The sequence below is a fragment of the Pleomorphomonas sp. JP5 genome (assembly GCF_023721815.1).
Lineage (GTDB): Bacteria > Pseudomonadota > Alphaproteobacteria > Rhizobiales > Pleomorphomonadaceae > Pleomorphomonas.
Map to the genome: position 1 here is coordinate 166,538 of NZ_JAMDLI010000021.1, position 26,070 is coordinate 192,607.

The 26,070-nt window shown below is 63.6% G+C and carries 24 protein-coding genes; 13 read left to right on the forward strand and 11 right to left on the reverse strand.

What is annotated here, in order from left to right; genetic code table 11:
• Positions 1–5: 5 nt before the first annotated feature.
• Complete coding sequence (locus tag M4J40_RS18690; RefSeq protein WP_251755926.1) at positions 6–389, reverse strand: DUF2852 domain-containing protein; 384 nt, start codon at positions 387–389, stop codon at positions 6–8.
• Between the two features lie 539 nt (positions 390–928).
• Between M4J40_RS18690 and M4J40_RS22445 the strand changes: the two genes are divergently transcribed.
• A complete protein-coding gene (locus M4J40_RS22445) occupies positions 929–1,660 on the forward strand; it encodes a cold-shock protein (protein WP_257235291.1) in 732 nt (243 codons plus the stop codon).
• 123 nt (positions 1,661–1,783) lie between these two features.
• Here M4J40_RS22445 and M4J40_RS18705 read toward each other — a convergent pair whose 3' ends face one another.
• Both M4J40_RS18705 and M4J40_RS18710 read right to left on the reverse strand, forming a co-directional pair.
• Complete coding sequence (locus tag M4J40_RS18705; RefSeq protein WP_251755927.1) at positions 1,784–2,146, reverse strand: cupin domain-containing protein; 363 nt, start codon at positions 2,144–2,146, stop codon at positions 1,784–1,786.
• A gap of 47 nt (positions 2,147–2,193) precedes the next feature.
• Complete coding sequence (locus M4J40_RS18710; RefSeq protein ID WP_251755928.1) at positions 2,194–3,051, reverse strand: amidohydrolase; 858 nt, start codon at positions 3,049–3,051, stop codon at positions 2,194–2,196.
• A 164-nt stretch (positions 3,052–3,215) separates the two neighbouring features.
• Here M4J40_RS18710 and M4J40_RS18715 point away from each other — a divergent pair, with 164 nt between their 5' ends.
• Positions 3,216–4,058, forward strand: a complete 843-nt coding sequence (locus M4J40_RS18715; protein WP_251755929.1) for a fumarylacetoacetate hydrolase family protein — start codon at positions 3,216–3,218, stop codon at positions 4,056–4,058.
• Positions 4,059–4,140: 82 nt separating this feature from the next.
• Here M4J40_RS18715 and M4J40_RS18720 read toward each other — a convergent pair whose 3' ends face one another.
• Positions 4,141–5,028 carry a GntR family transcriptional regulator gene (locus M4J40_RS18720; RefSeq protein ID WP_251756072.1) on the reverse strand — a complete coding sequence of 296 codons (888 nt, stop codon included), beginning with the start codon at positions 5,026–5,028 and terminating at the stop codon, positions 4,141–4,143.
• A gap of 801 nt (positions 5,029–5,829) precedes the next feature.
• Between M4J40_RS18720 and M4J40_RS18725 the strand changes: the two genes are divergently transcribed.
• From M4J40_RS18725 to M4J40_RS18735, 3 genes are all read left to right on the forward strand, one after another.
• The gene (locus M4J40_RS18725; protein ID WP_251755930.1) at positions 5,830–6,816 is read left to right on the forward strand and encodes an ABC transporter substrate-binding protein; all 987 of its coding nucleotides are present in this window, start codon (positions 5,830–5,832) and stop codon (positions 6,814–6,816) included.
• A gap of 188 nt (positions 6,817–7,004) precedes the next feature.
• Positions 7,005–8,537 carry a sugar ABC transporter ATP-binding protein gene (locus M4J40_RS18730; RefSeq protein WP_251755931.1) on the forward strand — a complete coding sequence of 511 codons (1,533 nt, stop codon included), beginning with the start codon at positions 7,005–7,007 and terminating at the stop codon, positions 8,535–8,537.
• Positions 8,538–8,565: 28 nt separating this feature from the next.
• On the forward strand, positions 8,566–9,534 hold the full coding sequence (locus tag M4J40_RS18735; RefSeq protein WP_251755932.1) for an ABC transporter permease: 969 nt from the start codon (positions 8,566–8,568) through the stop codon (positions 9,532–9,534).
• An 86-nt stretch (positions 9,535–9,620) separates the two neighbouring features.
• Here the strand turns inward: M4J40_RS18735 and M4J40_RS18740 are convergent, their stop codons facing one another.
• Positions 9,621–12,086: an ATP-binding protein gene (locus M4J40_RS18740; protein WP_251755933.1), complete on the reverse strand. Its 2,466-nt coding sequence runs from the start codon at positions 12,084–12,086 to the stop codon at positions 9,621–9,623.
• A gap of 300 nt (positions 12,087–12,386) precedes the next feature.
• Positions 12,387–13,922: a YifB family Mg chelatase-like AAA ATPase gene (locus M4J40_RS18745; protein WP_251755934.1), complete on the reverse strand. Its 1,536-nt coding sequence runs from the start codon at positions 13,920–13,922 to the stop codon at positions 12,387–12,389.
• Between the two features lie 427 nt (positions 13,923–14,349).
• On the opposite strand from M4J40_RS18745, the gene M4J40_RS18750 reads away from it, so the two are divergent.
• From M4J40_RS18750 to M4J40_RS18760, 3 genes are all read left to right on the forward strand, one after another.
• A complete protein-coding gene (locus M4J40_RS18750) occupies positions 14,350–15,705 on the forward strand; it encodes an MFS transporter (RefSeq protein WP_251755935.1) in 1,356 nt (451 codons plus the stop codon).
• A gap of 89 nt (positions 15,706–15,794) precedes the next feature.
• Positions 15,795–16,361, forward strand: a complete 567-nt coding sequence (locus M4J40_RS18755; protein ID WP_251755936.1) for an XRE family transcriptional regulator — start codon at positions 15,795–15,797, stop codon at positions 16,359–16,361.
• A 1-nt stretch (position 16,362) separates the two neighbouring features.
• Entirely contained in the window at positions 16,363–16,890 is a 528-nt protein-coding gene (locus M4J40_RS18760; protein ID WP_251755937.1) for an N-acetyltransferase, read from the forward strand.
• Here M4J40_RS18760 and M4J40_RS18765 read toward each other — a convergent pair.
• A complete protein-coding gene (locus M4J40_RS18765) occupies positions 16,878–17,705 on the reverse strand; it encodes an RNA methyltransferase (RefSeq protein ID WP_251755938.1) in 828 nt (275 codons plus the stop codon). The genes M4J40_RS18760 and M4J40_RS18765 overlap by 13 nt on opposite strands.
• Positions 17,706–17,708: 3 nt before the next feature.
• Positions 17,709–18,644, reverse strand: coding sequence for a class I SAM-dependent methyltransferase (locus tag M4J40_RS18770; protein WP_251755939.1), 936 nt, complete (start codon positions 18,642–18,644; stop codon positions 17,709–17,711).
• A gap of 350 nt (positions 18,645–18,994) precedes the next feature.
• On the opposite strand from M4J40_RS18770, the gene rph reads away from it, so the two are divergent.
• Genes rph through hemW form a run of 3 tightly spaced genes read left to right on the forward strand, consistent with a single transcriptional unit; the run spans position 18,995 to position 21,601 of the window.
• Entirely contained in the window at positions 18,995–19,717 is a 723-nt protein-coding gene (rph, locus tag M4J40_RS18775; protein WP_251755940.1) for a ribonuclease PH, read from the forward strand.
• A gap of 11 nt (positions 19,718–19,728) precedes the next feature.
• On the forward strand, positions 19,729–20,394 hold the full coding sequence (locus M4J40_RS18780; RefSeq protein ID WP_251755941.1) for a non-canonical purine NTP pyrophosphatase: 666 nt from the start codon (positions 19,729–19,731) through the stop codon (positions 20,392–20,394).
• Between the two features lie 4 nt (positions 20,395–20,398).
• Positions 20,399–21,601: a radical SAM family heme chaperone HemW gene (gene hemW, locus M4J40_RS18785; protein ID WP_251755942.1), complete on the forward strand. Its 1,203-nt coding sequence runs from the start codon at positions 20,399–20,401 to the stop codon at positions 21,599–21,601.
• Between the two features lie 11 nt (positions 21,602–21,612).
• Here hemW and M4J40_RS18790 read toward each other — a convergent pair whose 3' ends face one another.
• Positions 21,613–22,941, reverse strand: a complete 1,329-nt coding sequence (locus M4J40_RS18790) for an FAD-binding oxidoreductase (RefSeq protein ID WP_251755943.1) — start codon at positions 22,939–22,941, stop codon at positions 21,613–21,615.
• A 194-nt stretch (positions 22,942–23,135) separates the two neighbouring features.
• Here M4J40_RS18790 and M4J40_RS18795 point away from each other — a divergent pair, with 194 nt between their 5' ends.
• Positions 23,136–23,906: a carbon-nitrogen hydrolase family protein gene (locus M4J40_RS18795; RefSeq protein ID WP_251755944.1), complete on the forward strand. Its 771-nt coding sequence runs from the start codon at positions 23,136–23,138 to the stop codon at positions 23,904–23,906.
• An 80-nt stretch (positions 23,907–23,986) separates the two neighbouring features.
• Here the strand turns inward: M4J40_RS18795 and secB are convergent, their stop codons facing one another.
• Positions 23,987–24,478, reverse strand: a complete 492-nt coding sequence (gene secB / locus M4J40_RS18800) for a protein-export chaperone SecB (protein WP_254004947.1) — start codon at positions 24,476–24,478, stop codon at positions 23,987–23,989.
• Between the two features lie 135 nt (positions 24,479–24,613).
• Positions 24,614–25,243, reverse strand: coding sequence for an FxsA family protein (locus M4J40_RS18805; protein WP_251755946.1), 630 nt, complete (start codon positions 25,241–25,243; stop codon positions 24,614–24,616).
• A gap of 123 nt (positions 25,244–25,366) precedes the next feature.
• Here M4J40_RS18805 and M4J40_RS18810 point away from each other — a divergent pair, with 123 nt between their 5' ends.
• Positions 25,367–26,068 (forward strand): Tim44/TimA family putative adaptor protein, encoded by a 702-nt coding sequence (locus tag M4J40_RS18810; protein ID WP_251755947.1) that lies wholly within the window; start codon positions 25,367–25,369, stop codon positions 26,066–26,068.
• The last annotated feature ends 2 nt before the right edge of the window (positions 26,069–26,070 follow it).

Sequence of the window (26,070 nt, forward strand, 5' to 3'; positions counted from 1 at the left end):
CCCTCTTAGGCAGCAGGACTGCGGCTTGCCTTGAAGCGATCGAACTCTTCCTGGTCTTTGGCGCGACGCAGGTTGGCCAGAAACTCGTCGAACTCGTCACGCATCCGATCGAGAGCCGCGCGTTCCTCTTCGAGGCGCTTCAGCTCGGCTTCCCGGTAGGCGTCAAAGGCGGTGTTGCCGGTTGAGCCGGCACGGTAGTGTTGAAAACTGCCACGTTCGAAACCGGCGCGACGAGCCGCACGCTCGAGATCGGGGCGAAAGTCGTTCCAGCGAGCGCGCATGCGATCCCCCCAAAGTATATAGGCAAGTACTGCCAGGCCGATCGGCCAAAAGATCACGAAACCGACGATCATCGCCGCGATGGATAGCGGATGAAAGCCGGGTCTCATCACGCAGCTTCTCATTTTTCTTCCCTTTCGGAGTGTTCCGAGCAACGATACCGAAGTGGCCCCGGTCAAAGCCACCTTCAAGGGTGGGCGAGGACTTTTTTGGAACCGGCTTTGGAACTATTCTGATCTTGCGTCATCCAGCGCGGCTGCGCGCAAGACGATTCGGCCGGCTGGTGGTGGGTCGATCTTTCGCGATCGTTTCGGCTGAGCGGCACTACATTGGCGATTCGTCGTGGTCCTCGCCTTTGGTCGGCGCACAGGGTGCGTCAAGCACGTAAAAAAACGCAAAAAGTGACCCGCTGACCACCCTCCGCGCGATTTTCAAGCAGCAGAAACGCTAATATCTGTGGTAAGACTAGAGGTGGAGCGGTTCTGAAGTGCGGGCGGTCTGGCGTACCATTGCCTAGGTGATGGTGCGATGTGCCGGGTAAAATAGACGAATTCTGCGGTGGAATAGCTCTCTAGAAACAAACTGGCTCGATGCAGCTCTCCGCGGGCATCGGTCTGGAGCTATGTTTTGGCGGAGACGAGAAGACAGAATGGGTAAGGGTAAGGATTTCCGCCCGCCGCGGCGGCGTGGCGGATTTGATGACGACATGATGCCGTCGTTCGACATTCGTCCCGAGCGGCCGGCGCGCAGTTTTGGCGGTCCTTCGCCGTATGACAGCGCCCCGCCGAGCGGCCCGGTGGTCGAGGCGACGGTATCCTGGTTCAACCCGGAGAAGGGTTTCGGCTTTACCGCGCTCACCGACGGTTCGGGCGATGCCTTCCTGCATATCGGTCAGTTGCAGGCCGTGGGGCGCGACAGCGTTCCGCCGGGCTCGACGCTGAAGGTTCAGGTGGCCCAGGGCGCCAAGGGCAAGCAGGTGGTCAAGGTGCTTGAGGTCGATGAAACGACCGCGACGCCGCAGGCCCCGCGCGGTCCACGTCCGGGCGGCTTCGGCGGTGGCGACCGCGGTCCGCGTCCGGGTGGCTTCGGCGGCGGCGATCGTGGCGGCTTCGGCGGTGGTGGCTTCGGCGCGCCTCGTCCGCCGCGTCGGTCGGTCGACACCTCTTCGGCGACGCCGCTCGACGGCACCGTCAAGTGGTTCAACCCCGAGAAGGGCTTCGGCTTCGTGGCCGGCGAGGATGGCGGCAAGGACGTATTCGTCCATATCTCCGTCCTGCAGTCGGCCGGCATGGGCCCTCTGACCGATGGCCAGCGCGTTGCCATGAAGATCGTCGAGACCCCGAAGGGGCGCGAGGCGGTCGAGATCAGCCTTCTCGACTGATCGCTAAGCAATCAGAATTTCCGGGCGGCGGCACACAGTCGTCGCCCGGTATTTTTTGTGCGGACTCCTGCACCGCAGGATTTCGTATCGGGCTGTTTTCATGCCCATTGACGATATGGCCGCTCAGGGCATTCGCACCACGAAGAGCTTGCGCGTCGTCTCAACCACTTCCCATATACCGGAGAATCCCGGTCGCAGGATGAAGCTGTCGCCAGTCCTCAGGATGCGCGGCGTCTCCTTGCCGGTCTCATGCACGATGGAAACCCCGGAGAGGATGGTGCAGAACTCCCACTCGTCATAGACGACACGCCAGGCACCCGGCGTCGATTCCCAGACACCGGCATAGAGCTTCTCGGCGTCGCGCTCCTCGACAAGCCAAGTCCGGCTCCTCGGATTGCCCTTGATGATCCTGTCGGGATCCGGGCCGCCATCTTCCGGTTCGACGGCAGTGAGATCGAAGCCGAGGAACAGTGCGTCGTCTTCCATCACGGACCTCCCTTCCGCCGACAAACCGACAGGTTTGCGGGTTCCCGTCAGCCAACTCCGTAAATGCGGGCTGCGTTGCGGTGAAACAGCTTGTCCCGTTCCGTTTCGCTGGCACCCTCGAGAAGCCGGTTTGTGGCGTTGATCCAATCCGTTAGCGAGGCTCGCTGCGCGGACCACGGCCAATCGCTTCCCCAGACCACCCGGTCCCATCCGAAAACTTCAATGGTGGTTTCCACCACAGGTCTGAGATCGTCGACGGTCCAATTGTCGCCTACCGTGCCGATGACGCCGGACACCTTGGCCACCACATCCGGGCGCCGGGCAAGTTCGATCAGACCAGCCTTCCAGGTCGCGAAAAGCTCCGGCTGCGAAGCCGAACCACCGCCACAATGATCGAGCACGAAAGAAACGCCGGGACAGGCATCGACGAGCTCCGCCGCGAGGCCGAGTTGGTCGGAACGAACGCAGATGTCGAAGGTCAGCCCCGTACCGGCAAGACGGCCTACATTCTCGCGAAAAACCCGGGCTCTTGAGACGTCATCCGGCACGACATGCAGGATGCGCCGAAAACCTCGGACGAATGGATCGCTGCAAGCGCGATCGACTTCGGCGGCGAAACCGGTCCGCTCCGGCCGGGCATTGGAGATGGCGGCACGGATACGGCGAGCAGCTCCTCCGGCCAGGCTTCGAACGAACTCGATCTCGTGACCGAAGTCGGATTCGATGACATCGACCTCCATATGAAGACAGTCGGTGACACCGTGCGGGTGCGCCTCCTCAGCATAGAGCTCGTAGGTCCAGTCGTGCGAGGCGAGTGTCGGCTCGCTTCCAAGCCAAGGATAGGTGAGACTATCCCGGTAGACGAGATGCAGATGCGTGTCGATCAGACGCGTCGGAACGCTCATGGAAGCCTCGGGCAAATGAGAGACGGCGGCCATTGCCGCGAACAGTAAAGGAATTTTATGACCTCAGGAGCCCGACGAAGGTTGCAGAGGCACCGTTTGCTGCCTTTCCGCCGCCGCGCTCCCGCGATAGAAGCAAAGACCGCTTCTTTTACGGAACATCCCTCATGAAGCTCATTCGCCATGGCGCTGTCGGCGCCGAGAAACCCGGCCTCGTCGACACGGCAGGCCGCCATCGTGATCTCTCCTCCCACATCGCAGACCTCTCCGGCGCAGCGTTGTCGAGAGCCTCACTCGCCAAACTTGCCGCCATCGATCCCGAGAGCTTGCCGCTGGTGCCGGAGGGTACACACCTCGGTGCGCCGGTAGCCGGCACACGCAACTTCATTGCCGTAGGCATGAACTATGCGGATCATGCCGCTGAGACTGGCGGCACGGTGCCATCCGAGCCCCTCCTGTTCAGCAAGGCGCCCAACTGCATCGTCGGCCCGAATGACGACATCCTGATTCCCCCCGGGGCCACCAAGCTCGACTGGGAGGTAGAACTTGCCATCGTGATCGGCGAGACCGCGTGGCAAGTCGAGGAAACAGATGCCTTCGACCACATTGCCGGATTCGTGCTTTGCAATGACGTTTCCGAACGCGCCTTCCAGATGGAAGGCTCCGGCCAGTGGCTGAAGGGGAAGAGCGCCCCGACTTTCGGCCCGCTCGGCCCGTGGCTGGTAACACCCGACGAGATCGCCGACGTGCAGGCACTCGCCATGGAGCTCGACCTGAACGGTTCCGCACGCCAGCGCGGCAGCACGGCAACCATGGTGTTCGGTGTCCGGACGCTGGTGTCCTACGTGTCTCGCTTCGTCAGGCTTGACCCGGGCGACGTCATTACCACCGGTACGCCGCCGGGCGTCGGCATGGGCAGGAAGCCGCCGGTATTCCTCAAGGCGGGGGACATGCTGCGCCTTTCCGTCGAGGGGCTGGGCGAGCAACGCCAGAAGGTGGCTACCTACTGAGCCACGCCAAGCCCTCATACCCGTTTCGCCCGGTCGAGCAATTCGGTTCCGTCCGAAAGGTTCAGAGGTGACGGAAGCGGTGTTAGGCGACAGTTGACAACGACTGCATCAAAGACTGACGCGCCGACGAAAGGTGCAGCCGGCATGCGGCCTCGACGGCTTCCGGTCGGCGCGTCTTGAGGGCCTCGATATAGTCGAGGTGCTCCAAGATCGCCTTGCCGTTACGCTCGCGGGCGTTCGCCTTGTTCCATTGATAATGATAATGGAAAACGATGGCGATGATGTCGTAGAAGTCGATGATGAAGCGATTGCCCGAAGCTTGCTGGATGAGCCGGTGAAGGCGATCGTCGAGTTCGGAAAACTCAAGATAGCGACTGTCGATATCTGCCAGAACTTCGACGTGGGCGCGGCGAAGAGATTCCAGCTCGACCCACGCGGGATCGTCCGCCGGCAAGCCGGCAAAGGCGGCGGCCGACTTCAGCTCGAACATTTCGCGCACATCGGTCAACTCCTCGGCGAATTGACGCGTGAAGCCTTTCAGCACCCAGTGGCTGTTGGGGCGCTTTTCGATCAGCCCGAACCGACTGAACCGGATCAGAAACTCGCGGACGGAGGTGGTGCCCACACCAATTTCCCGGGCAAGCTCCAACTCGTTGATCTGCATGCCCGGTTCGGCGCCTCCCATCAGGATGCGCTTCATGAACGTTCGCTCGATCATGTCCGACAGAGAGCTGGTCTCGTGCTCGGGAAAGTAATCGGCTCTGGAAGGCGGACGTTGCACCGCCTTAGAGCGCTTGTTCCACTCGATAAGGCCAGACTCGACCATCTGCGACAGTATGGAGCGGACCGTCGTACGCGAGACGCCGAGCAAACTGCAAAGCTCCGGCTCGGAGGGAAGACTCTCTCCCACCACAAGCAACCGCAGGCACCTGTTATAGGCATCCTTGAATACGGTATTCTGCTTCGGCATTTTCACCTCGCGTCCGGCATGCCTCTTCGTGGAAGAGGCGTGGCCCAGCGTCCTAATCGATCGGCCGGATTTCTGCACACGCGTCGCTGTCCTAAAGAGGATGTCCACGCTTTCACAGCCATCGCCCCGCAGCCCGGGCCCGCGGGCCAAAACGTCGAGCACCCCTCTTTCATCAGTCGGCGCCGTGTGCGAGCTGCACATTATCGACAAAGAACACGGAACGAAACTGGTCTTTCGCAATAGGTCGTGGAACGGCTTGACGCACATCTCTTGTGCCGACCACAGCACCATCATCCTGCGCAGATGCAATATGACTGAGCAGTTCCATGACAACAAATATAGAGTTTTCAGGCCGGTTCGACTTCAAGCAACAGTCATCATCCGGAATATGAATAACCATATTGGATGTCGATAGAATAAACATTCTGAACTAGATATTGGCCAAAAGTCGATGTCAATCTGTAACTTATTGAAAAATAACATATTGGTGAAAATTGAAACGATATGGAATGTTCTGACAATTAGAAAATACGAAGGATGGTCCGAACGTCGAAACAAGTTCGTTTCATTTTTGCCTGAAATGAGGTAATAAGCTCTTGTCCAGCTTCGTTTAGCGGCGGCATTGGGGAATGCGGGTGGTGTCGACCAAAGGGTCGGTCGCCCAGGGCTTGCGGGCCTTGCGTCGTAAGGGAGTTTCGGCTAGTTGTCATCTGTCGCTGTTTTTTATCGATAAAGTCCGATGGCTGAGGAGCATGGATCGGGCCTTGTCGAGAGCGACGCTGATCTCGGGAGGATCGCATCATGAAAGCTGTTGGCATTACACGTCGCACGCTTGTCGCGCTGGCCGGCGCCGTCGCGCTGTCGGCCGTCGCCCCGGTCGCCGCGCAGGCGGAAGACTACACGATTCCGATCATCGTCAAGGACACCACCTCCTTCTACTGGCAGATCGTTCTTGCCGGTGCCCGCAAGGCCGGCGCTGATCTCGGCGTGAACGTGCCCGAGCTCGGCGCCCAGTCCGAAGCCGACATCAATGGTCAGATTTCGATCATTGAGAACGCCGTTTCCTCGGGCGCCAACGCCCTCGTCATCGCGCCGACGGAGTTCAAGGCACTTGGAAAGCCGATCGACGAGGCCGCCAAATCGGTGCCGATCATCGGTATCGACTCCGCTGCCGACTCCAAGGCCTTCACGTCCTTCCTGACCACCGACAACGTCCAGGGCGGCCGGATCGCCGCCGACGGTCTCGCGGCTGCCATCGGTGCCGCCAATGACGGCAAGGTGGAAGGCGACGTGGCTCTCATCACCAACCTGCCGGGCGCCGGTTCGCTCGAGCAGCGCGCCCAGGGCTTCAAGGAGCAACTGGCGGCCAAGTATCCCGGCCTCAAGCTGGTGGCCGACAAGGTCGGTGACGGTCAGGCGACCACCGCCCTCAACATCATGACCGACCTCCTGACCGCCAATCCGGACCTCAAGGGCGTATTCGCCTCGAACCTGATCGCTGCCCAGGGCGCCGGCCAGGCCATCGCGGAGAACAAGCTGGGCGAAAAGGTCGCGCTGATCGGCTTCGACAACGACGACAAGCTCGTCGGCTTCCTGAAGGACGGCGTGATCGACGCGCTTGTGGTTCAGGATCCCTATCGCATGGGCTACGACGGCATCAAGACCGCGCTCGCCGCCGTCAAGGGTGAGAAGGTCGAGCCCTTCGTCGACACCGGTGCCAACCTGGTAACCACGGCCAACATGAACGAGCCGCGCGCCCAGGAACTGCTGTACCCGAAGGTGAAGTAAGTCTCGTTTCGGCGTTCGGGTGGCTCCAAGCGGGCCATCCGGACGCCGAGGACGTCGCGCCGGACCTTTTCGGCGCTCCTGCATGCCGAGCCGGACCGCGGTCCGCCGCCCTCCCCGTCGATGTCTGGGACCGCGGCTGGAGCTGTGATGGCCGCATGCCCAGTATTTCCAACTGACGCGGGTCGATCATGGTCGGAACCAATCCCCACGGGCAGGCGGCCGAGACCGCCGTCGCCGCCGCGAGTGTGCCAATTCTCGAACTGCGCGGCCTCGAGAAACGCTACGGCGCCACCCACGCACTCAAGCCGGCAGACCTCACCTTCGCCCGAGGCGAAATCCACGCCATCGTAGGCGAAAATGGCGCCGGCAAGTCGACGCTGATCAAGCTTCTGACCGGAGTGATCACTCGCACTTCCGGCGAGGTTTTCTGGGAGGGCCGACCGGTCGCGCTGGCGACGCCTCACGAAGCCATCGAGTTCGGCATCAACGCGGTTCACCAGGAGGTGGTGCTCTGCCGACACCTCACGGTCGCCGCCAACATGTTCCTCGGCGACGAAGACGTCGGCTTCGGCTTGCTGCGAAAGGGTGAGATGACCCGAAAAGCGCAGTCGATCCTTGACGATCTGGGCTTTCAACTGCCTGCGCACGTGCTGCTTGGCGACCTTACCATCGGACAGCAGCAGCTGATCGCGACTGCCCGCGCCTCCATTCGCGGCACCCGCTTCCTGATCTTCGACGAGCCGACCGCCTACCTTACCCGCACCGAAGCGGCGCAGCTCTTCGCACTGATACGTCGCCTCAAGGAGCGCGGCGTCACCATCGTCTACATCAGCCATCGCCTCGAAGAGGTATTCGAGCTGTCGGATCGCGTTTCGATTCTTCGCGACGGCACGTTGGTCGGTACGCGCATCACGGCCGAAACCAACGAAACCGAACTCATCTCGCTGATGATCAACCGTTCGCTCGAACAGATCTATCACAAGGAGTTCTTCGAGGCCGGCGACGTGCTGCTCGAGACGAAGAATCTCAGCGGCCCCGGTTTCCGCGACGTATCGTTGAGCGTCCGCGCCGGCCAGATCGTCGGGCTCTACGGATTGATCGGCGCCGGACGCTCGGAGTTCGTTCTGTCGCTGTTCGGCCGCCATCACAAAACCGGAGGCAGCATCTTCTGGCAAGGCAAGGAGGTGGACATCCGCTCCGAACGCCAGGCGATGGATCTTGGCATCGCGCTCGCCCCCGAAAGCCGCCGCGACCAGGGCCTCTGCATCAACCTGCCGGTCGGCTTCAATCTCAACCTGCCGATCTTTCCACATATCACCATGGCCGGCTTGGTGCCGTTCTCCGCCGACCGACAGCGGGCCGATCGGCAGATTACCGATCTTCAGGTGAAGGCGTCCGGCCGGGGGGCGCTGGTGTCGTCGCTGTCAGGCGGCAACCAGCAGAAGATCGTCATCGGCAAGTGGCTCAACCACGGCGCACGGCTGTTCATCTTCGACGAGCCGACCGTCGGCGTCGATGTCGGCACCAAGGCTGAGATCTATCGCCTTCTGGCCCGCCTTCTCGCGGAGGGAGCCGGCATCATCCTGATCTCATCCTACCTGCCCGAGGTCTACGAGCTCGCCGACGAGCTGCACGTCTTCCGGCAAGGCGAGGACGTCGCCCGGCACGCCTACCATGCGGCGAGCCACGAGGAAATTCTGTCCGAAGCGATCGGTGTGTGAACGGGGAGCGTTCACGGGGGAGAAATACATGTCCACGGATACCAAGTCGGCGGCGGTCGTCCGCAAAAGCAGCGCCAACTGGCTGTTCGGCCTGACGCTGCTGGGACTTCTGCTCGCCATGTGCCTTGTCTTGAGCCTGACGACCAAGAGTTTCATGACCGAAACCAACATCATGAACCTGATGCGTCAGGGTTCAATGATCGCCATTCTGGCCGTTGGCGAAACCTTCGTCATCATTACAACCGGCATCGATCTTTCCGTCGGCGCGGTGGTCGGTTTCTGTACCGTCATTGCGGCCTGGCTGCTGACCCACGACTTCTCAATCTTTGCCACGGTGATCATCACCTTGGGCGTAGGCGTGGCGATCGGCATGTTCCACGGCTTCGGCATCGTGCAAATGGGGCTGCCACCTTTCATCATCACCTTGGCGACACTGACATCCTTGCGCGGCATCGGCCTCCTGGTCACCAACGGCGCCACCATCAACATCGTCAACGACACCTTCACGGAGTTTTCGCGCAACGACTTCGTGGGGCTGCCAAACCTGTTCTGGATGGTAATTTTGGTAGGCGTGCCAGCCTACATCTTCCTCCACCATAGCCGTTATGGCCGCTACGTTTTCGCCGTCGGTTCCAACATGGAAGCCGCCCGCTTGTCCGGCGTCAACGTCAAGCTGACCGTCTATCTGGCCTATACCCTGTCCTCGACCTGCGCCGCCTTCGTCGGACTGCTGCTCGCCGCCCGTATCGGCGTCGGCAACGCCATGCAGGCCGACGGCTGGGAGCTCCAGGCCATCGCGTCGTCCGTGATCGGCGGTACCTCTCTGTTCGGCGCCGTTGGTTCGGTCCATGGCCCGCTGATTGGAGCCTTTATCCTGGCGACAATCAACAACGGCGCCAACCTCTTGAACGTCAACTCGTTCTGGCAGCGCATCATCACCGGCTTGCTGATCATCCTGATCGTCTACTTCGACCAGTTGCGCCGTCGTCGCGGCTAAGGCCAAGGCAAGAGAGCGACCAGAAGCAGAAGGAGGCCGAGCCCAAAGGTTCCGCCTCCTTTGCATTTCAGGTTACCGCCGAGCCATCAGGACGCGTGGGCGATGTCCCCGTTGGCGCTCGCTTCGAGCAGCGTTTCAAGATCAGCAGGTCTCAACGGCTTGGAGAGCCAAGCGTCGAACAGGCCATCTTCGCAGCGCGCCCTGGTTTCGGGCAACGCATCGGCGGTCAGCGCGGCGATCACCGGCTGCCGGCCGTCACGATCGGCGATCATCGCGCGGATGCGGCGGGCCGCTTCGATGCCATCCATCTCGGGCATGTGCAAGTCCATCAGAACCACGTCGAAACTGCCGCCCGACGACAGCATGGTGGCCGTTGCCGTCAGTGCTTTCTGGCCATCCGCCCCTAGCGTGACGGCGTGACCGGCCTTCTCGACCAGCGCTCTGCCAAGCAGCAGGTTGATCTCGTTGTCGTCGCAGAGAAGCACAGAAAGACGATGCGCCGGAGGCGGTGGCTCGGAGACGATGGGCTCCGCTGCGGCTGCGAACTGACCATGACCGAGCAAGGTCTCGACGACGGCGGAGAGAGAACGAGCCCTGACCGGCTTGACCAGATACCCGCCGTAACCGGCAGCTTGCAGCTCAGGCAGCATCGGTCGCTCGGCAGCGCTGATCAGAATGCCCACCGGCGTCGAAGAGAAAGCACGGATCCGCTCGATGACCGCCAGCGGATCGCCAGCGGCAGCGTCGATCAGAACGGCATCGGGCTGCCAGGAGCCAACCACTTCCTGCTCGATATCCTTCTGGGTCGCAAGGGTGACGTCGGCACCGGCGTCAAAAAGCCGGCGGATCAGGAACGGACCTTCGATGAGGGCGTGTGACACTACCAGGATGCGGCGGCCGGCAAACTGCCGATCGGTCGGGGTGGGGGCTGCCGGTGCGGGAGTCGGCGTCTCATCCTTCGTCGCGAAGCTGGCGGCGAGCAGGGCCAGAGCGGCACGAGCGCCGACGGCCACGCTGGAGGAGGGTTCTTCCACCTCATCCGGCGCTTCGGCAGGAAATGGCTGAGCCGGAGCAGCGGAAGCGGCGGAGCTACTTGCCTCGATCAGCGGGAAGCTGAGCCTGAAGCTGAAACTCGCTCCCTCTCCGGGTGTCGATATCAGGCGAATGTCGCCTCCCATCAGCCGCGTCAACTCGCGCGCGATGGCGAGGCCTAGACCGGTGCCGCCGTGAGAGCGAGCCGGACCGGGATCGGCCTGTTCGAACTCACCGAAGATGCGCTGCTGGTCGGCCTCGGCAATGCCGATGCCCGTGTCGCGCACCAGGAAGGATACGTCGACCGCACAATCGGCTTCCTCCACCATTTGCAGTTCGATGGCGACGCCGCCCTCGGAGGTGAACTTGATGCCATTGCCGGCGAGATTGAACAGTACCTGTCGGACACGGATAGGATCGGCCTGAACAAGGCGGTCGAGCCGTGGATCGATGTAAGCGGCTAGCTCGATCCCCTTCATTTCGGCGCGCGGCGCCATGAGCTCGACGAGATCCTCGACAACAGCGACGAGCGAGGTTGGCTCGAGCTGCAGACTCAGCCGGCCAGCCTCGATCTTCGAGAAATCCAGGAGGTCCTCGATCAGGGTCAGCAAAGCTTCCCCGGATGTCTCTACGGCGCGAGCGTAGGTCCGCTGCTCGGCAGAGAGCGGCGTTTTCTGCATCAACGCCGTCATGCCGAGGATGCCGTTGAGCGGTGTGCGGATCTCGTGGCTGACCATGGCGAGGAAACGGCTCTTGGCGGCGCTTGCCGCCTCCGCTTCATCGCGCGTTTTCTCGAGCGCCGCTTCGATCGCCTTTCGCTCGGTGATGTCGCGGCCGAGTGTGCGGGTTCCTGTAATCCTGCCGTCCTCGATGATCGGAGCCTCGGAGAAGGAGAACCAGCGGGGCCCCTCGATCGTCTCTATGCAGATATCGCCGGTGAGGCGGTTGGAGCCTTGCCGAACCACGCCATGGCCGGGCAGGGCCGCAAGTGCCGTCAGACGACGGCGCAATTGCTGCCAAGGATCGGCACGGACCTGCCGGACATCGTACGAGACGACGTCGGATGCCTCGAACAGCTCGCCAGCGGCGAGATCAGCGGCAAATGTGGAGTAGTCGAGACCGACAAAAGCACCGAGCGACTGACCCAGACGTGCGGTGGTCGCCGGGCTGGTGGAGGTAATCCGGCCGGACGTATCGCAACAGATGACCAGATCGCCGAAGCCGTCGCCCTCTTCCGCGGCCCCCACGGCAGCGTCATAGAGACGGCCGAAGTCGCGCCGGGCCGAGCGGCGGCCCGCTTCGAACAAAGCCCCCCCGCAAGCAATTGCGGCACCAATGACGAGCAGTGACGGTGACGCAGCAAGCGACAGCAGAACGGTACCCGCTGCGGCGGTCAATGCCAGCGCCGCCGCGGTCAGGAACAGACCACGGCGCCAGTGGGCACGCGACTTGCGCAACCGTCCGGCAGACAGGCGGGGCGACGATGAGTCGTCGGGCGAAGCGTGCGGTTGGTCGGTCATGTCCGTCCCGAAGGTGCGGCGCGATCATGCGACGCTCCCGGCAAGGGAATGCGTCCACCCGGCCGCTCTCGACAGGGCAGGCAAAGGCTAGGCTGGCAAGGTTGCCAATCGGTTGATGGTCAGGTGAAAATCGGGACTTTGACAAGAATGAAGCTTCTTCGCGGCCCGGTCGCGCCACCAAACCGGTTATTGAGCGATCGACCAACCACCCCAGACGCCTCCGCAACACCAACGTCGGCACTCCGTTGCGACGCGCCGCCTTCGAGACAGCCACCCTGCCCTGACTTGAAGAGGGCCTTGTCAGGCGGCTCGAGCCCTTCGGTCCGGCCCCGTGCGATAGGCAAGGGCCTCGCCGACATGCAGGCGACCAACGTTATCCGCGCCATCGAGATCGGCAAGCGTCCGAGCGACCTTCAGAACGCGGTGATAGCCGCGCGCCGTGAGAGACAGCCGTTCGGCGGCCTGTTTCAGAAGTGCCAGGCCGGCGCCGTCGGGCTCTGCTACGCCATCGATCACCGCCGCCGGCGCGGTGGCGTTCGTGACCGAGGAATCGAGACCGAGCGAGACATAGCGTTCGGACTGGACGGCACGCGCCGCCGCGACGCGGGCAGCAACCGCTGACGACGGCTCGCCGCTCCTCCGCGCGCCGATCAGGTCGGACGCCGACACGGCCGGCACTTCGACCGTCAGGTCGAAGCGATCGAGCAGAGGGCCGGAGATACGCTCCTGATATTCGGCCGCGCAGGCCGGACCACGGCGACAGGTATGGCCAGGCGTGCCGGCGAGACCGCAGCGGCAGGGGTTCATGGCGGCGATGAGCTGAAAACGGGCCGGATAGGTGACGCGGTTGTTGGCGCGGGCGATCACCACGTCGCCGGTTTCGAGCGGCTGGCGCAAACTGTCGAGCACCGCCGGATTGAACTCCGGCAGTTCGTCGAGGAACAACACGCCACGATGGGCCAGCGAAATCTCCCCAGGCTTCGCCCGCACACCGCCGCCAACCAAAGCCGCCATCGAGGCCGAATGGTGGGGCGCGCGGAAGGGTCGTCGATCGGACAGCCGCCCGTCGGCGAGCGTACCGGCAATCGAGGCGATCATCGAGATTTCGAGGAGTTCCTGCGGCGTCAACGCTGGCAGGATGGACGGCATGCGGCTCGCCAGCATCGACTTGCCGGAACCCGGCGGGCCGATCATCAACAGGTTATGTCCACCGGCTGCCGCGACCTCAAGCGCTCGGCGGGCACTCTCCTGTCCCTTGACGTCGGCGAGATCGGGTAAGCTCGCAACGGCATCGGCCACCTTCGGCTCGGGCCTTGACAGAACCTGGGTGCCCTTGAAGTGGTTGACGACGGCGATCAGGCTGATCGGAGCGAGGATCGGCATTTCCGCATCGGCCCAAGCCGCTTCCGGTCCCGAAGCGCGCGGGCACATCAAGCCCAGCCCCTCGGCGTTGGCGGCGATCGCCGCCGGCAGCACGCCGGCCACCGGCGCAATGGTACCATCGAGGGAGAGTTCGCCAAGCACGATATAGTCGGCAAGAGCATCGGCCGGCAATGCGCCCATCGCCACCATGAGGGCAAGCGCTATGGGCAAATCGTAGTGGCTCCCCTCCTTTGGCAGATCGGCGGGGGCCAGATTGACCGTGATGCGCCTGGCGGGCAGCGCAAGACCAGAGGCGGCGAGTGCCGCACGGACGCGTTCGCGGCTTTCCGTAACCGCCTTGTCGCCAAGGCCGACGATATTGAACAGCACCCTACCCGGCCCCATGTGGACCTGAACATCGACAGGCGTCGCCTCGACGCCTTGAAAACACACGGTCCTGACATGCGCGACCATTGTTCGATCTCCCGAGCCACTACAACCTAAGCGGATGCCCGCAGGCCTGTCAAGAACGAGAAGGGAACAAAGAGAGGCCTTCTGTTCCTTTCAGACCGGCATAGCTGCGTGAGGATGCCCCGGGATTCATTTGCTTTCTTCCAAAAGCGTCATCGATTGCGAATGGTTCGGTCGCAACATGGCAGCCATGCGTAACAAAATTGCTGGGGCGCTTGTTGACCGCTTAACATGAGCACGACCTTCGTCTAATAAGCGCGCTTCCTGCGGTGCCTGTTCGGCTTGCCAACGCCGTCGCAGACATCGCAACGATGGGAGCGGAAGCTGACAGGCTCGAAGAGGCTTTCGCTCCCCGTCCTTGTTTTCGCGCATCTGCTGTCGCCGAGGGATCTCAACCTTTCGGGTGGATGCCTTTGACGAACGGAAAGTCATGTCCAGTACCACTCTCGCCGGCTCGTCCGGCGCCGCCCGCGCCGGCAATTCGCGCGCGCGCGTCATCCTCGCCAGTCTCGTAGGCACCACCATCGAGTTCTACGACTTCTACGTCTACGCCACAGCCGCCGTGCTGGTGTTCCCCCACCTGTTCTTCCCGGCCGGCAACGACACGACGGCGCTACTTGCCTCCTTTGCCATCTTCGGCGCCGCGATGATTGCCAGACCGCTCGGCGCGGTGTTTTTCGGCCACCTCGGCGACAAGCGTGGACGCAAGGTGACGCTGGTGGCCGCCCTCTTGACCATGGGCATTGCAACCTTCCTGATCGGCTGCCTGCCGACCTATGCCTCGGTCGGCTGGTTCGCGCCTTTCCTGCTGGTGGTGATGCGCCTGACCCAGGGCTTCGCCATCGGCGGTGAGTGGAGTGGCGCGGCTCTGGTCGCAACGGAAAACGCCCCGGCGGGCAAGCGAGCCTTCTATGGCACGTTCCCGCAGCTCGGTGCGCCAATCGGCTTTATCATTGCCAACGGCCTGTTTCTCATTATCTCGGCGGTGCTGCCGTCCGACGACCCGACCCGGCCGTCGACCGCTTTCCTCGACTGGGGATGGCGCATTCCCTTCCTGTTCTCGGCGGTGATGGTCATTGTCGGCCTCTGGGTGCGCTTCAGCCTGGTGGAAAGCGCCGCCTTCGAGAAAACCGTGAAGTCCGGCAAGGTGCGCAAACTGCCGATGGCCGATGCCGTCCGGCACCATTGGCGTGAGCTGATCCTCGGCACCTTCTACATGCTGGCGACCTACGTGCTCTTCTACCTGATGACGACCTTCTCGCTCAGCTATGGGCGCGCCGCCACCACGGCCGCAGTTCCCGGCCTCGGCTACGACTATCGAACCTTCGTCATGATGATGATCGTCGGCGTGGTCTTCTTCGGCATCTTCACCATGGTGTCCGGCCCCTGGGCCGACCGCTGGGGTCGCCGACGGACGCTGCTCTGGGTCACCGCCGCCATTATGCTGTTCGGCCTCGTCTGGGTACCGATACTGTCGCTCGGCAGCTTCGGCGTCATGGCCTTCCTGATCATCGGCTTTACGCTGATGGGCATGACCTTCGGCCCGATGGGCGCCCTGTTGCCCGAGCTATTCCCGGCCAACGTTCGCTACACCGGCTCCGGCATCTCCTACAACGTCGCGTCGATCCTCGGCGCCGCCGTGGCGCCATTCATTGCCGTGGCGCTCTGGACATATGGGGCGGGCAGCCCGTTCTGGGTCGGCGTCTACCTGACGGTAATGGCTGGCCTCACCTTCATTTCGCTGGTGCTCGGCAAGGAAACGAGTGGCGTCGACATCGACGCCTGATCGACAGCGACCGAAGAGTAGCGAATGCGGTCGCCATTGGCGGCCGCTTTTTCGTTGTCTTTGATCCAAACGTCTCTTAAAAGAGACGAATGGATACTTTTAAAGACGAAACAAGCGCCCGCCTTGCCGCGCGCATCCGCCTTGAACGCGAGGGGCGTGGTTGGTCGCTGGCCGATCTCGCGGCGCGCTCCGGCGTCGGCAAGGCGACCATTTCCAAGATAGAGCGCGGCGACGCCTCGCCGACCGCCGGCGTGCTGGTCCGCCTCGCGGCAGCCTTTGACCTGACACTGGCGAGCTTGCTGGTTCGAGCGGAAGCCGGCGCCGGCCGTCTTGTCCGGGCTTCCGATCAGGCCGTCTGGCGCGATCCGGACACCGGCTATTTGCGGCGGCAGGTGTTTCTCCGCCCCGATCATCCGCTGGAGATTGTCGAGGTTGTGATGCCGCCCGGCAAAAGCGCCGTGTTGCCTGCCGCCACCTACGCCTTCATCCGGCAGGTGATTTGGCTGATCGAGGGGGAGCTCGTCGTCACCGACGCGGACGGGCGGCATGGTCTCGCAGCCGGCGACAGCCTGGGCTTCGGGCCACCGGCCGACGTCACCATTTCAAACGAGAGCAATGCACCGGCCCGCTATGTGGTGGCGCTGACGAGGACCTGACATGTCGAACATCACCATCCACCCACTCGGCCTTGGCGCCGTCACCGTCGACGCGTTGGCGACCATGATCGTAGAGACGGTTGCCGGTGGCGGTTCGGTCAGTTTCATGCACCCGCTTGCCATGGAGGACGCACGAACGTTCTGGCGGGGATCGCTGACCGCCGCCGACAAGGGCCAGCGCGTCATACTCGGTGCCTTCGACGGGGAAACGCTTGTCGGCACACTGACCTTGTTGCTCGACTGCCCTCCCAACCAGCCGCACCGGGCTGAGTTCGCCAAGATGATGACGCGACCGAGCCATCGTGGCCAAGGCATTGCCACGGCCCTGATCGGCGCGGCTGAGCGGATTGCCCGAGACAAGGGGCGAACGCTGATCGTGCTGGACACCGCGAGCGATGGCGGCGCCGGGCCACTTTACGAGCGCTGCGGCTTCCGCCTCGCCGGAGAAGTTCCGAACTACGCGCTGAAACCGCATGGCGGCTACACCGGCACGCTCTACTACTACAAGCAGCTGGCTCAACTGAGCTGATCGCGCCTCAGTTCGTAAAGCATGATGCCCGTGGCAACCGCCAGGTTGAGGCTGTCCGCCTGACCGGCCATCGGTATCTTGACGCGGACATCGCAGGCGGCCGTCATCTCCTCGGTCATGCCGGCTTGCTCGTTGCCCATGACCAGCAGCGTCGGTACGCGGCTTTCAACCTTGCGATAGTCGTGCGTCGCCTTGAGATGGGTCCCGACGAGACGAACACCGGTTGTCTTCGCCCATGCGAGGAAGGCCTCGCGGCCGGTCTTGATCAACGGCACATGAAACAGCGACCCCATGGTGGCGCGCACCGTCTCGAAGGAGAAGGGATCGCAAGTCTCGCCGACAAGGATGACGCCCTTGGCGCCAACGGAATCCACTGTGCGGATGATGGTGCCGAGATTGCCGGGATCCCGCACCTGTTCAAGCGCCACCCAGACCTCTCCCTCGCCCACCTTGACCTCTGCAAGCGGCTTCAGCCTCTGGCCGAATACCCCGACTACCATCTGCGGATTGTCGCGATGGGTGATCTTGGCGAGCACCGCCTCCGACATCTCAAGCACATCGCCACCGCGCGCTCTCACGGCTGCCGCAGCTTTTGCGACATGCGGCTGGTCGCGGACTGCCGGCGCGTAGGCTATGGCGGCAATCGGCCAGTTCTCCTCAAGCGCATCGGTAACGAGCTTCAGCCCCTCGCCGATGAAGCGGCCCGTTTCCTCACGCACCTTCTTCATCGCAAGCGCCCGGATGTCCTTGACGAGCGGGTTGGTGAGCGAAGTGATCTGCCGGACGGCGCCGGGCGCCCTTTCCCTGTCGGCCATGGCTCAGGCTCCGAGAAAACGTGAGAACATCGAGGTGGCGAGCAGCCGGCCAGGCTGCGACGGGTCGCCGGTTTCGCGGACGGCAAGCTCGCCCGAGGAGATCGTGCCGGGACGATGGCCAAGGAGGTCGGCGGTGATCTCGTGAATGGACAGGAAGGAAGCGCGGATGGCATAGGCCGTCAGCACCATGAAAGAAGGCCCCGGCGCAAGGATCTGTCGCGTCAGGTCGAGAAGGTGCGGCAGGTCGGCTTCCAGCGACCAGACCTCGCCGTCCGGACCGCGACCGAAGCGCGGCGGGTCGAGCAGAATGCCGTCGTAGCGTTTGCCGCGACGCACCTCGCGCTCGGCGAACTTCACGGCATCGTCGACGATCCAGCGGATCGGCGCAGCATCGAGACCGGCAAGCGCCTGGTTTTCCCGGCCCCAGGCCACTGATTTCTTCGAGGCATCGACGTGCGTCACTTCGGCGCCCGCCTCGGCCGCGATCAGAGAGGCGATGCCGGTATAGCCGAAGAGATTGAGAAGCTTCGGCTTCTCCGGTCCGCGATGCGCCTTGAGGCGTTCGGACATCCAGGTCCAGTGGGCGATTTGCTCGGCGAAGATGCCGACGTGACGAAAGGCGGTCAGCTGGCAGACGACCGGCAGGTTCATCACCCGCATTTCCCAGGACGTTCCGATTCCGGGCTCCGTGCGCCAACGGCCTGGACCATCTTCCTCGACGTCGCCCGTGAAGGCGGCGCCAGCCGCCGCCCAGACCGAAGGCGCCAGGCGGCGCGGCCCCATGGCCTGCGGCTCGGGCCTTATGACGGTGAGAGCCCCGTAACGCTCGAGTTTCTCGCCTTCCCCCATGTCGAGAAGGCGATATTCATCCCAGCCCTCGGTGACCAGCAGCCCCCCCACCTCTTCGCGAGCGATGCGAGGGCCGAGAATGGCCGGCATCGGCCGTTTCGGCGCGGCGGCGCCGGATGGGCGCGCCGGGCCGCGAGGTTCCTGACCACGCGGTTCCTGGCGCTCCGTATCCTTGCCCGAGGTTTGGGGCCTGTTCGGCTTGCGGAATGGGGGGCGACCGGCACGAGGGGCGGGCTTTGCGGGGGAGGGCGGCTTGGCCAAGGCGGATTGTCCGGCAAAAAGTGTCTTTGGCCCCTTATACACGCCCCTCGGCCGGAATGAAGCGCCGCTTTCCCCGCCGCACATCGCTCGCCGCCCTTTACGGAGCTTCCCCGACAGGGATACAAGGGCGCAACCCTGCGGAACCCACGTGTTCCGCTCCCGTTGCATATGGAGAAGCCATGCGCCCGTCCCGTCGCGCCCCCGACGAACTGCGTCCCGTCAGCCTCGAGCGGGGCGTGTCGCGCCACGCCGAAGGCTCCTGCCTCGTCAAATTCGGCGACACCCACGTGCTCGTTACCGCCTCGGTCGACGAAAAGGTGCCACCGTGGCTGAGGGGTGGCGGCAAGGGTTGGGTGACTGCCGAGTACGGCATGCTGCCGCGCGCCACCGGCGAGCGCATGAAGCGCGAAGCGGCGGCCGGCAAGCAGTCGGGCCGAACCCAGGAAATCCAGCGGCTGATCGGCCGCAGCTTGCGCGCCGTCGTCGACCTGATCGCTCTCGGCGAGCGGCAGATCGTCATCGATTGCGACGTCATCCAGGCCGACGGCGGCACCCGTACCGCCTCGATCACCGGCGCCTACGTTGCGCTTTACGACGCTGTCGAGTGGATGCGCCGGCGCAACCTGGTGCCCGCCCAGGCCAAGGTGCTGCGAGATCATGTCGCCGCCATCTCCTGCGGCATCTCCGACGGCGTGCCGGTGCTCGACCTCGACTATATCGAGGACTCCTCGGCCGAGACCGACGCCAACTTCGTGATCACCGGTTCCGGCGGTCTCGTCGAGATTCAGGGCACGGCCGAGGGCGCTCCCTTCTCCGAAGACGAGCTGCAGAAGCTGCTAAACCTCGCCAAGGGCGGTATCGCCCAGCTGATCGAGCTGCAGAAGGCGGCCATCGCGTCCTGAAAGGGCTGAACATGACCGAACAGCGCCGCATCGACGGCAAGCGTCTTGTTGTCGCCACGCACAACAACGGCAAGCTCCGGGAGTTCTATTTCCTGCTGGGCGGCCTTTCCATCGAGCTGGTCTCGGCTGGCGATCTCGGCCTGCCTGTGCCGGTCGAGGACGGCGAAACCTTCGTCGACAACGCCCGCATCAAGGCTCTGGCGGCCGCTCGTGCCGCCGGCGAGGTGGCGCTTGCCGATGATTCCGGTCTGTGCGTCGAGGCACTGGATGGTCGCCCCGGCGTTTACACGGCAGACTGGGCCGGCCCGAACCGCGACTGGTCGATGGCCATGCGCCTCGTCGAGGAAGAGCTGTTCAAGGTGGGGGCCTCGACGCCCGACAAACGGCGGGCAACCTTCGTGTCGCTCCTTTGCCTTGCGTGGCCGGACGGGCATACCCAGGAGTATCTCGGAAAACGTGAGGGCACGCTCGTCTGGCCGCCACGTTCGGGCGACTTCGGCCATGGCTACGATCCGGTCTTCATGCCGGATGGAGAAACCAGAACCTATGGCGAGATGACCGAAGCGGAAAAACACGGCTCCATCTGGGGGGCGCCGGGCCCATTGTCGCACCGGTCGCGATCGCTGAAGTTGCTCGTCGAGGGCGCCTTCCCCATCGGCTTCGGGCCGCGCGGGTGAGCCGATGAGCGAACGGGATCTCCTTTCGGGGGTGGAAGCGGCGGCCGAAGGCACGCCAGACATCGGGTTCGGTGTCTACGTCCATTGGCCCTTCTGCGCCCGCAAGTGTCCCTATTGCGACTTTAACAGTCACGTCCGGCCGAAGGGGATCGACGAGGCCGGCTATCTCGCCGCCATGGAGCGGGAGATCGCCGCCCATGCCCGCCTGACGCCGGGGCGGACCGTGACCTCGGTGTTCCTTGGCGGCGGTACGCCCTCGCTGATGAAACCGGAGAGCGTTGGCCGCCTGCTCGATCTGATCGGCCATCATTGGCAGATATCCGCCGACGCCGAGATCACTCTGGAAGCCAATCCGTCGTCGGTGGAAGCCGAGCGCTTCCGTGGCTATCGGTCAGCGGGCGTCAATCGCCTGTCGCTCGGCGTACAGGCGCTCAACGATGCCGATCTCAAGTTTCTTGGCCGGTTGCACAATGTCGGCGAGGCGTTACGTGCCCTCGAACTGGCGCGCGAGACCTTCCCGCGTCTCTCCTTCGACCTGATCTACGCCCGCCCCGACCAGCGTCCCGACGCCTGGGAGACGGAGCTTCGGCAAGCCATCGGTTTTGCCGCCGACCATCTGTCGCTCTATCAGCTCACCATCGAGCCGGACACCGCCTTCGAGAAGCTCTACGCCGCCGGCAAGCTGGTGGTGCCCGACGCGGACGCGGCCGCCGATCTCTACGAGTTGACGCAAGCGGTTGCCGGAGCGGCCGGTCTTCCGGCCTATGAGATCTCCAACCACGCCGCGCCGGGCGGCGAGAGCCGGCACAACCTGCTCTACTGGCGCTACGGAGAATATGTCGGCCTTGGACCGGGGGCGCATGGGCGGATCGTCCAGGGCGACGATCGCGGTCGCCTCGCCACGATCGCCGAGCGCAACCCCGAAGCCTGGATGCGGCGCATCGCCGAGACAGGCAATGGCGTGATCGAAACCGAGGAGATTTTCGGCGAGACGGCCGGCGACGAGATGCTGCTGATGGGCCTTCGCCTCGTCGAAGGCATCGACGCGGCCCGCTACCGGAGGCTATCCGGCCGTGGCTTCGATCCGGCCCGGATTTCCGATCTCGTCACCCATGGCATGGTGGAAGTGCTGCCCGACGGTCGCATCCGCACCACGCCGGCCGGAGCCTTCGTGCTTGACGCCGTGGTCGCCGATCTCGCCGCCTGAGATCGCGGAAATCAGAGTCGCGACGCCGGTTTCGGCTTCGATCCGTCGGAAAAGCGAGACAGGCGAAAATGCGCGGGGTCGACGAAGGGCGTCGTTCCCGTGACGAGGTCGGCGACCAGCCAGCCCGCGCCCGGCCCAATGCCGAAGCCATGGCCGGAGAAGCCGGTGGCAACGACGAGGCCGGCAAAACCGTCCACTTCCGAGATGACCGGCACCACGTCCGGCGTCACGTCGATGTAACCGGCCCAAGACTGGACAATGCGCGCCTCGCGGAAGGAGGGGAAACGCCGCTTCAGTTCGGTCATGGTGCGCCGCAGGAAGCGAGCATCGGGCTTGGGATCGAGGATGCGCATCTTCTCGTAAGGCGACACCTTATCGAGAGGCTTGGTCGGCCAGTCGTCGATCTCACGGAAGAAGCGCGAGCCGAACGACAGCGACACATGTTTCCAGTCGGCCATCAGCGCCGGCAGGAAGTCCAGGGTGAAGCGGACATGATCCGGCGTCAGATCGGCGACATTGGCAACACCGTTGGCCACGGTAAGCCCACCGTCGGCGCGCTTGCGGATACCGATCACGTCGTCCCAAATGCCGGCATCGGGACCACCGGTCACCGGACCGGTACGCGAAACCGTCGACCGCATCTTGAGCTGCGGCAACGTGATGTCGAGATCCTTGAGGAAACGGCGCGACCAAGCGCCGGCCGCAAGCACCACTCGCTTGGTCCTGATGGTTCCGCGCTCGGTGACCACCGACACGATCTCGCCGAGGGCTGTCTCAAGGCCGCGCACCGCGCTGTCGGTGAGAATGACGGCTCCCTTGGCGCGGGCAGCGAGCGCAACGGCCGGAGCCGCCTTCTGCGGTTCGGCCCGGCCGTCGCTCGGACACCATAGACCGGCGGGAGGCGGCGACAGATCGTCCTTCATGACGGCTTTGACAGCCTCACCCTCGATCACCTCGGCGCCGATGCCGTGCTCGGCCGCCGCCTTGACCCAGGCTCGATAGCCGTCGACTTCACGCTGCCGTCGGGCGGCGAAGAAAATGCCGGTCTCGCGGAAGCCGGTGTCGCCGACACCATGGTCGCCCATCTCCCGCCAGAGGCGCATGGCCTCTCGGATGAGGTCGAACTCGCGCGGATCGCGATCGGCCTGCCGGACCCAGCCCCAGTTGCGACTCGACTGTTCGCAGCCGATATGCCCTTTTTCGAGCAGAACGACCTTGAGCCCTCGTTCGGCCAGATAGAGCGCCGAGCAGGTCCCGATGATTCCACCGCCGACGATGACGACGTCGGCCTCCTTCGGCACGGCAACATCTGACGGAACGGGATCGACCTGCGGGCCCATTTTGGTAACTCCTCGGAAGGCGCCGATCATCTCCGGCGGCACTGTGCCGTTTTACGCCAAAAGCGCAGGCAATCCAGTCCGACAGCATCCGATGTGCGCCTATATAGAGAGCTTTTTCCATTCCGGCCGCCGCTTGAGCGATGCCGCCCTGGCCTGTATCCCTCATCGGGTCGTCTCTTCCCATGGAGCCAACGATGCTACTCGCCGCCCAACAGATGCAATCCCACCCTTCCGACGTGGCTGCAAATCTCGACCGCCTGGACAAGGCGGCCGCCGAAGCAGCGGCGGGCGGCGCTCGCCTCCTGGTCACACCGGAGCTCGGTCTTGTCGGATACGGCGCGGGCCCTGACCTGCCGCTTCTGGCGGAGCCGGCTGACGGACCGCTGGCCGAGAGTCTCGTGGCGATAGCCCGCCGACACTCGCTGGCCGTTGTCGCCGGTTTTGCCGAACGCGATGGCGACGCGATCTACAACAGCGCTCTGTTCGTTTCGATCGATCAACGGGCAGTCTATCGGAAAAGCCATCTCTACGGCGCGTATGAAAAGCGCTGGTTTCGGGCTGCGGCGCCTTCGACGGTGCTTGTCCGCCATGATGGGCTGAGCTTTGGCCTTCTGATCTGCTACGATGTGGAGTTCCCGGAAAACGTCCGCCGTCTCGCCCTGGCCGGTGCCGACGCCGTGCTGGTACCAACGGCCTTGCCGGCGGGGGAATCGGGCGATTTCATTGCCGCCCACATGATCGCCGTGCGAGCCTTCGAGAACCAGACGTTCGTCGCCTATGTCGATAACTGCGGCAAGGATGGCGATTTCGATTACGCCGGCCTTTCCCGCATAGCCGCACCCGATGGCACCATTCTCGCAGCGCCGCCCGGTCGGGACGAGACGTTGCTTTTCGCGAACATCGCCCCCTCGGCCTACGCACGCTCGCGCGCCGAGAACACCTACCTCGCCGACCTCAAGACCTGATCGACCTCCTCCACCGCCCAAAAAGCAAACGGCGCGCCCCTTTCGAGACGCGCCGTCGCGTTGTCTTCAAGGCGCCTGCCTCAGTTGGTGGCAGCGCCCTGCTGCTGCTGCGCCTGCTGGAGGCGGGCGAGGTACTGCTGGTAGAGAGCGACGAAATCGATCGGATCGATCAAGAGTGGCGGGAAGCCACCACGGATGACCGCGTCGGCAATGATCTGGCGCGCGAAGGGGAACAGAAGGCGCGGGCCTTCGATGTTCACGTAAGGATGAAGATGCTGGGCCGGCACGTTCTGAACCGTGACGAGACCGCCGTAGGTCAGCTCGACGTTGAAGAACACCTCTTCACCGATGGCAGCCTTGGCTTCGAGATGCAGCTCGATCTCATAGTCGCTCTGGCTGCGCTGACGCGAGTTGACATTGACGCCAATGGAAATCTGCGGCGCGGTCTCGCGAGCCCTGAGGCTATCGGGCGCCTTCGGGTTTTCGAAGGACAGATCCTTGACGTACTGAGCGACGACGCTCATCGACGGCTGGGCTTCAGCGGCCCCATTTTCGGGCTGAACCGAACTCATTATCCGCACTCCTCCGGCCAGCCTGGGCGACGATACCCGCAAGGTGACCCGTTGTTTTGGTGGAACCGGCGGCTTTTGACGGCCGTTTCCCGGTTTTTCCGCGGGTCCGAGCGCTATCAGGCTTGGGGGACGAGATCAAGACCGATCGCCGTCACGATCGGGGGGAGGGATCGGCGTGTGATCCGACCAGGGCGAATCCTTCCTGCCCCGGCTCTCCCATTCGTCTTCGTCAAGGTCAACGACACCATCATCCTTTGGGCGGCCATGACCGGACGCCATCGTCGACACCGTGACTCGCGCGGCGACCGCCGCAATGATCAGCCGGCGGACGGGCGCGAATAGCAGCAGAAACGCCAGAACATCGGAGAGGAAGCCCGGCAGGATCAGCAGTACGCCGGCAAGGAGCACGACAAAACCCTCAAGCAGCGTACCGCTGGGCATGCGGCCACCGGTCAACTCCCCCTGCACACGGCGCAGGAGACCGAAGCCGACATAGCGGAACAGCGCCAGGCCGCCAAAGGCGGCGAGCAGGACAAGGCCGACGGTGTTGATGACGCCAATGTGGCCGCCGACCCAGACGAGCGTCGCAATTTCGGCGATCGGCCAGGCGATCAGGAGGAAGGGCAGATAGGGCGAAAGGCGCATGTCGGTTCCGGTTCGAAGGGTTTGTTCGGCCATGATGCGCAGGGCGGCCAGCCCGGCGCAAGAGGCGCGTCCCGTGCATATGGTCGGAGCTCGAACGATCGCAAGCGACGGGCTCGTCATCGAAATCGCCGTAGATTCACCGCATGTCCGTCTTTCCCTCGCCGCCGCCGTCGCCTACATAGGCAGACGACACAAACGCGATGATGCGCCCATTTGGCGCCAACTGAGGGAAACGATGCTCGGATGAACGCCTTCCTCGATCTCACCAGCCTCATCTTCCTCGTGATCGCTGCCGTCATCTTCTGGCGCCTGAGAAGCGTACTCGGCACCCGCACCGGCAACGAGAAACCTCCCTTCGATCCGTTTGCCGGTCGCAAGGCGGAAGTCGAGCCGCCGCCAGCAGGCGACAATGTGGTGACGCTGCCTCGCGAGGGGCGCCCCGACCCGCGCGAAGCAGTGCTTGCCCGTATCGATGAGGCGTTTCCCGAGGGTGGCGTCAACACCGGCCTCAAGGCGATCGCCACCGCCGATCGCAATTTTGACCTCGACAGCTTCATGGGGGGCGCCAGCGCCGCTTACGAAATGATCGTCTCGGCCTTTGCCGCCGGCGATCGGCAGACACTGAAGCCGCTGTTGTCGCGCGAGGTCTTCGATGGTTTTTCCAGCGTAATCACCGAGCGCGAAGGACGTGGCGAGAAGATCGACTTCACCTTCGTTGGCATTGACAAGTCAGATGTCGTCGACGCCGGAGTTGAAGAGGGCATCGCGCAGGTGACCGTGCGTTTCTCCTCGCAGCTCATTTCCGTGACCCGTGATCGCGATGGCTCGGTGGTCGAGGGCGACCCGCAGAAGGTTGCCGAAGTAACGGATGTCTGGACCTTCGCACGCGAAATCAGGTCGTCGGACCCGAACTGGAAGCTGGTTGCCACCGACGCCGGGGCCTGACG

Excerpts from the sequence above, each read along its gene's own strand:
- M4J40_RS18690 (WP_251755926.1), bottom strand. The coding sequence starts at position 389 with ATGAGACCCGGCTTTCATCCGCTATCCATCGCGGCGATGATCGTCGGT.
- M4J40_RS22445 (WP_257235291.1), top strand. The coding sequence starts at position 929 with ATGGGTAAGGGTAAGGATTTCCGCCCGCCGCGGCGGCGTGGCGGATTT.
- M4J40_RS18705 (WP_251755927.1), bottom strand. The coding sequence starts at position 2,146 with ATGGAAGACGACGCACTGTTCCTCGGCTTCGATCTCACTGCCGTCGAA.
- M4J40_RS18710 (WP_251755928.1), bottom strand. The coding sequence starts at position 3,051 with ATGAGCGTTCCGACGCGTCTGATCGACACGCATCTGCATCTCGTCTAC.
- M4J40_RS18715 (WP_251755929.1), top strand. The coding sequence starts at position 3,216 with ATGAAGCTCATTCGCCATGGCGCTGTCGGCGCCGAGAAACCCGGCCTC.
- M4J40_RS18720 (WP_251756072.1), bottom strand. The coding sequence starts at position 5,028 with ATGCCGAAGCAGAATACCGTATTCAAGGATGCCTATAACAGGTGCCTG.
- M4J40_RS18725 (WP_251755930.1), top strand. The coding sequence starts at position 5,830 with ATGAAAGCTGTTGGCATTACACGTCGCACGCTTGTCGCGCTGGCCGGC.
- M4J40_RS18730 (WP_251755931.1), top strand. The coding sequence starts at position 7,005 with ATGGTCGGAACCAATCCCCACGGGCAGGCGGCCGAGACCGCCGTCGCC.
- M4J40_RS18735 (WP_251755932.1), top strand. The coding sequence starts at position 8,566 with ATGTCCACGGATACCAAGTCGGCGGCGGTCGTCCGCAAAAGCAGCGCC.
- M4J40_RS18740 (WP_251755933.1), bottom strand. The coding sequence starts at position 12,086 with ATGACCGACCAACCGCACGCTTCGCCCGACGACTCATCGTCGCCCCGC.
- M4J40_RS18745 (WP_251755934.1), bottom strand. The coding sequence starts at position 13,922 with ATGGTCGCGCATGTCAGGACCGTGTGTTTTCAAGGCGTCGAGGCGACG.
- M4J40_RS18750 (WP_251755935.1), top strand. The coding sequence starts at position 14,350 with ATGTCCAGTACCACTCTCGCCGGCTCGTCCGGCGCCGCCCGCGCCGGC.
- M4J40_RS18755 (WP_251755936.1), top strand. The coding sequence starts at position 15,795 with ATGGATACTTTTAAAGACGAAACAAGCGCCCGCCTTGCCGCGCGCATC.
- M4J40_RS18760 (WP_251755937.1), top strand. The coding sequence starts at position 16,363 with ATGTCGAACATCACCATCCACCCACTCGGCCTTGGCGCCGTCACCGTC.
- M4J40_RS18765 (WP_251755938.1), bottom strand. The coding sequence starts at position 17,705 with ATGGCCGACAGGGAAAGGGCGCCCGGCGCCGTCCGGCAGATCACTTCG.
- M4J40_RS18770 (WP_251755939.1), bottom strand. The coding sequence starts at position 18,644 with ATGCCGGCCATTCTCGGCCCTCGCATCGCTCGCGAAGAGGTGGGGGGG.
- rph (WP_251755940.1), top strand. The coding sequence starts at position 18,995 with ATGCGCCCGTCCCGTCGCGCCCCCGACGAACTGCGTCCCGTCAGCCTC.
- M4J40_RS18780 (WP_251755941.1), top strand. The coding sequence starts at position 19,729 with ATGACCGAACAGCGCCGCATCGACGGCAAGCGTCTTGTTGTCGCCACG.
- hemW (WP_251755942.1), top strand. The coding sequence starts at position 20,399 with ATGAGCGAACGGGATCTCCTTTCGGGGGTGGAAGCGGCGGCCGAAGGC.
- M4J40_RS18790 (WP_251755943.1), bottom strand. The coding sequence starts at position 22,941 with ATGGGCCCGCAGGTCGATCCCGTTCCGTCAGATGTTGCCGTGCCGAAG.
- M4J40_RS18795 (WP_251755944.1), top strand. The coding sequence starts at position 23,136 with ATGCTACTCGCCGCCCAACAGATGCAATCCCACCCTTCCGACGTGGCT.
- secB (WP_254004947.1), bottom strand. The coding sequence starts at position 24,478 with ATGAGTTCGGTTCAGCCCGAAAATGGGGCCGCTGAAGCCCAGCCGTCG.
- M4J40_RS18805 (WP_251755946.1), bottom strand. The coding sequence starts at position 25,243 with ATGACGAGCCCGTCGCTTGCGATCGTTCGAGCTCCGACCATATGCACG.
- M4J40_RS18810 (WP_251755947.1), top strand. The coding sequence starts at position 25,367 with ATGAACGCCTTCCTCGATCTCACCAGCCTCATCTTCCTCGTGATCGCT.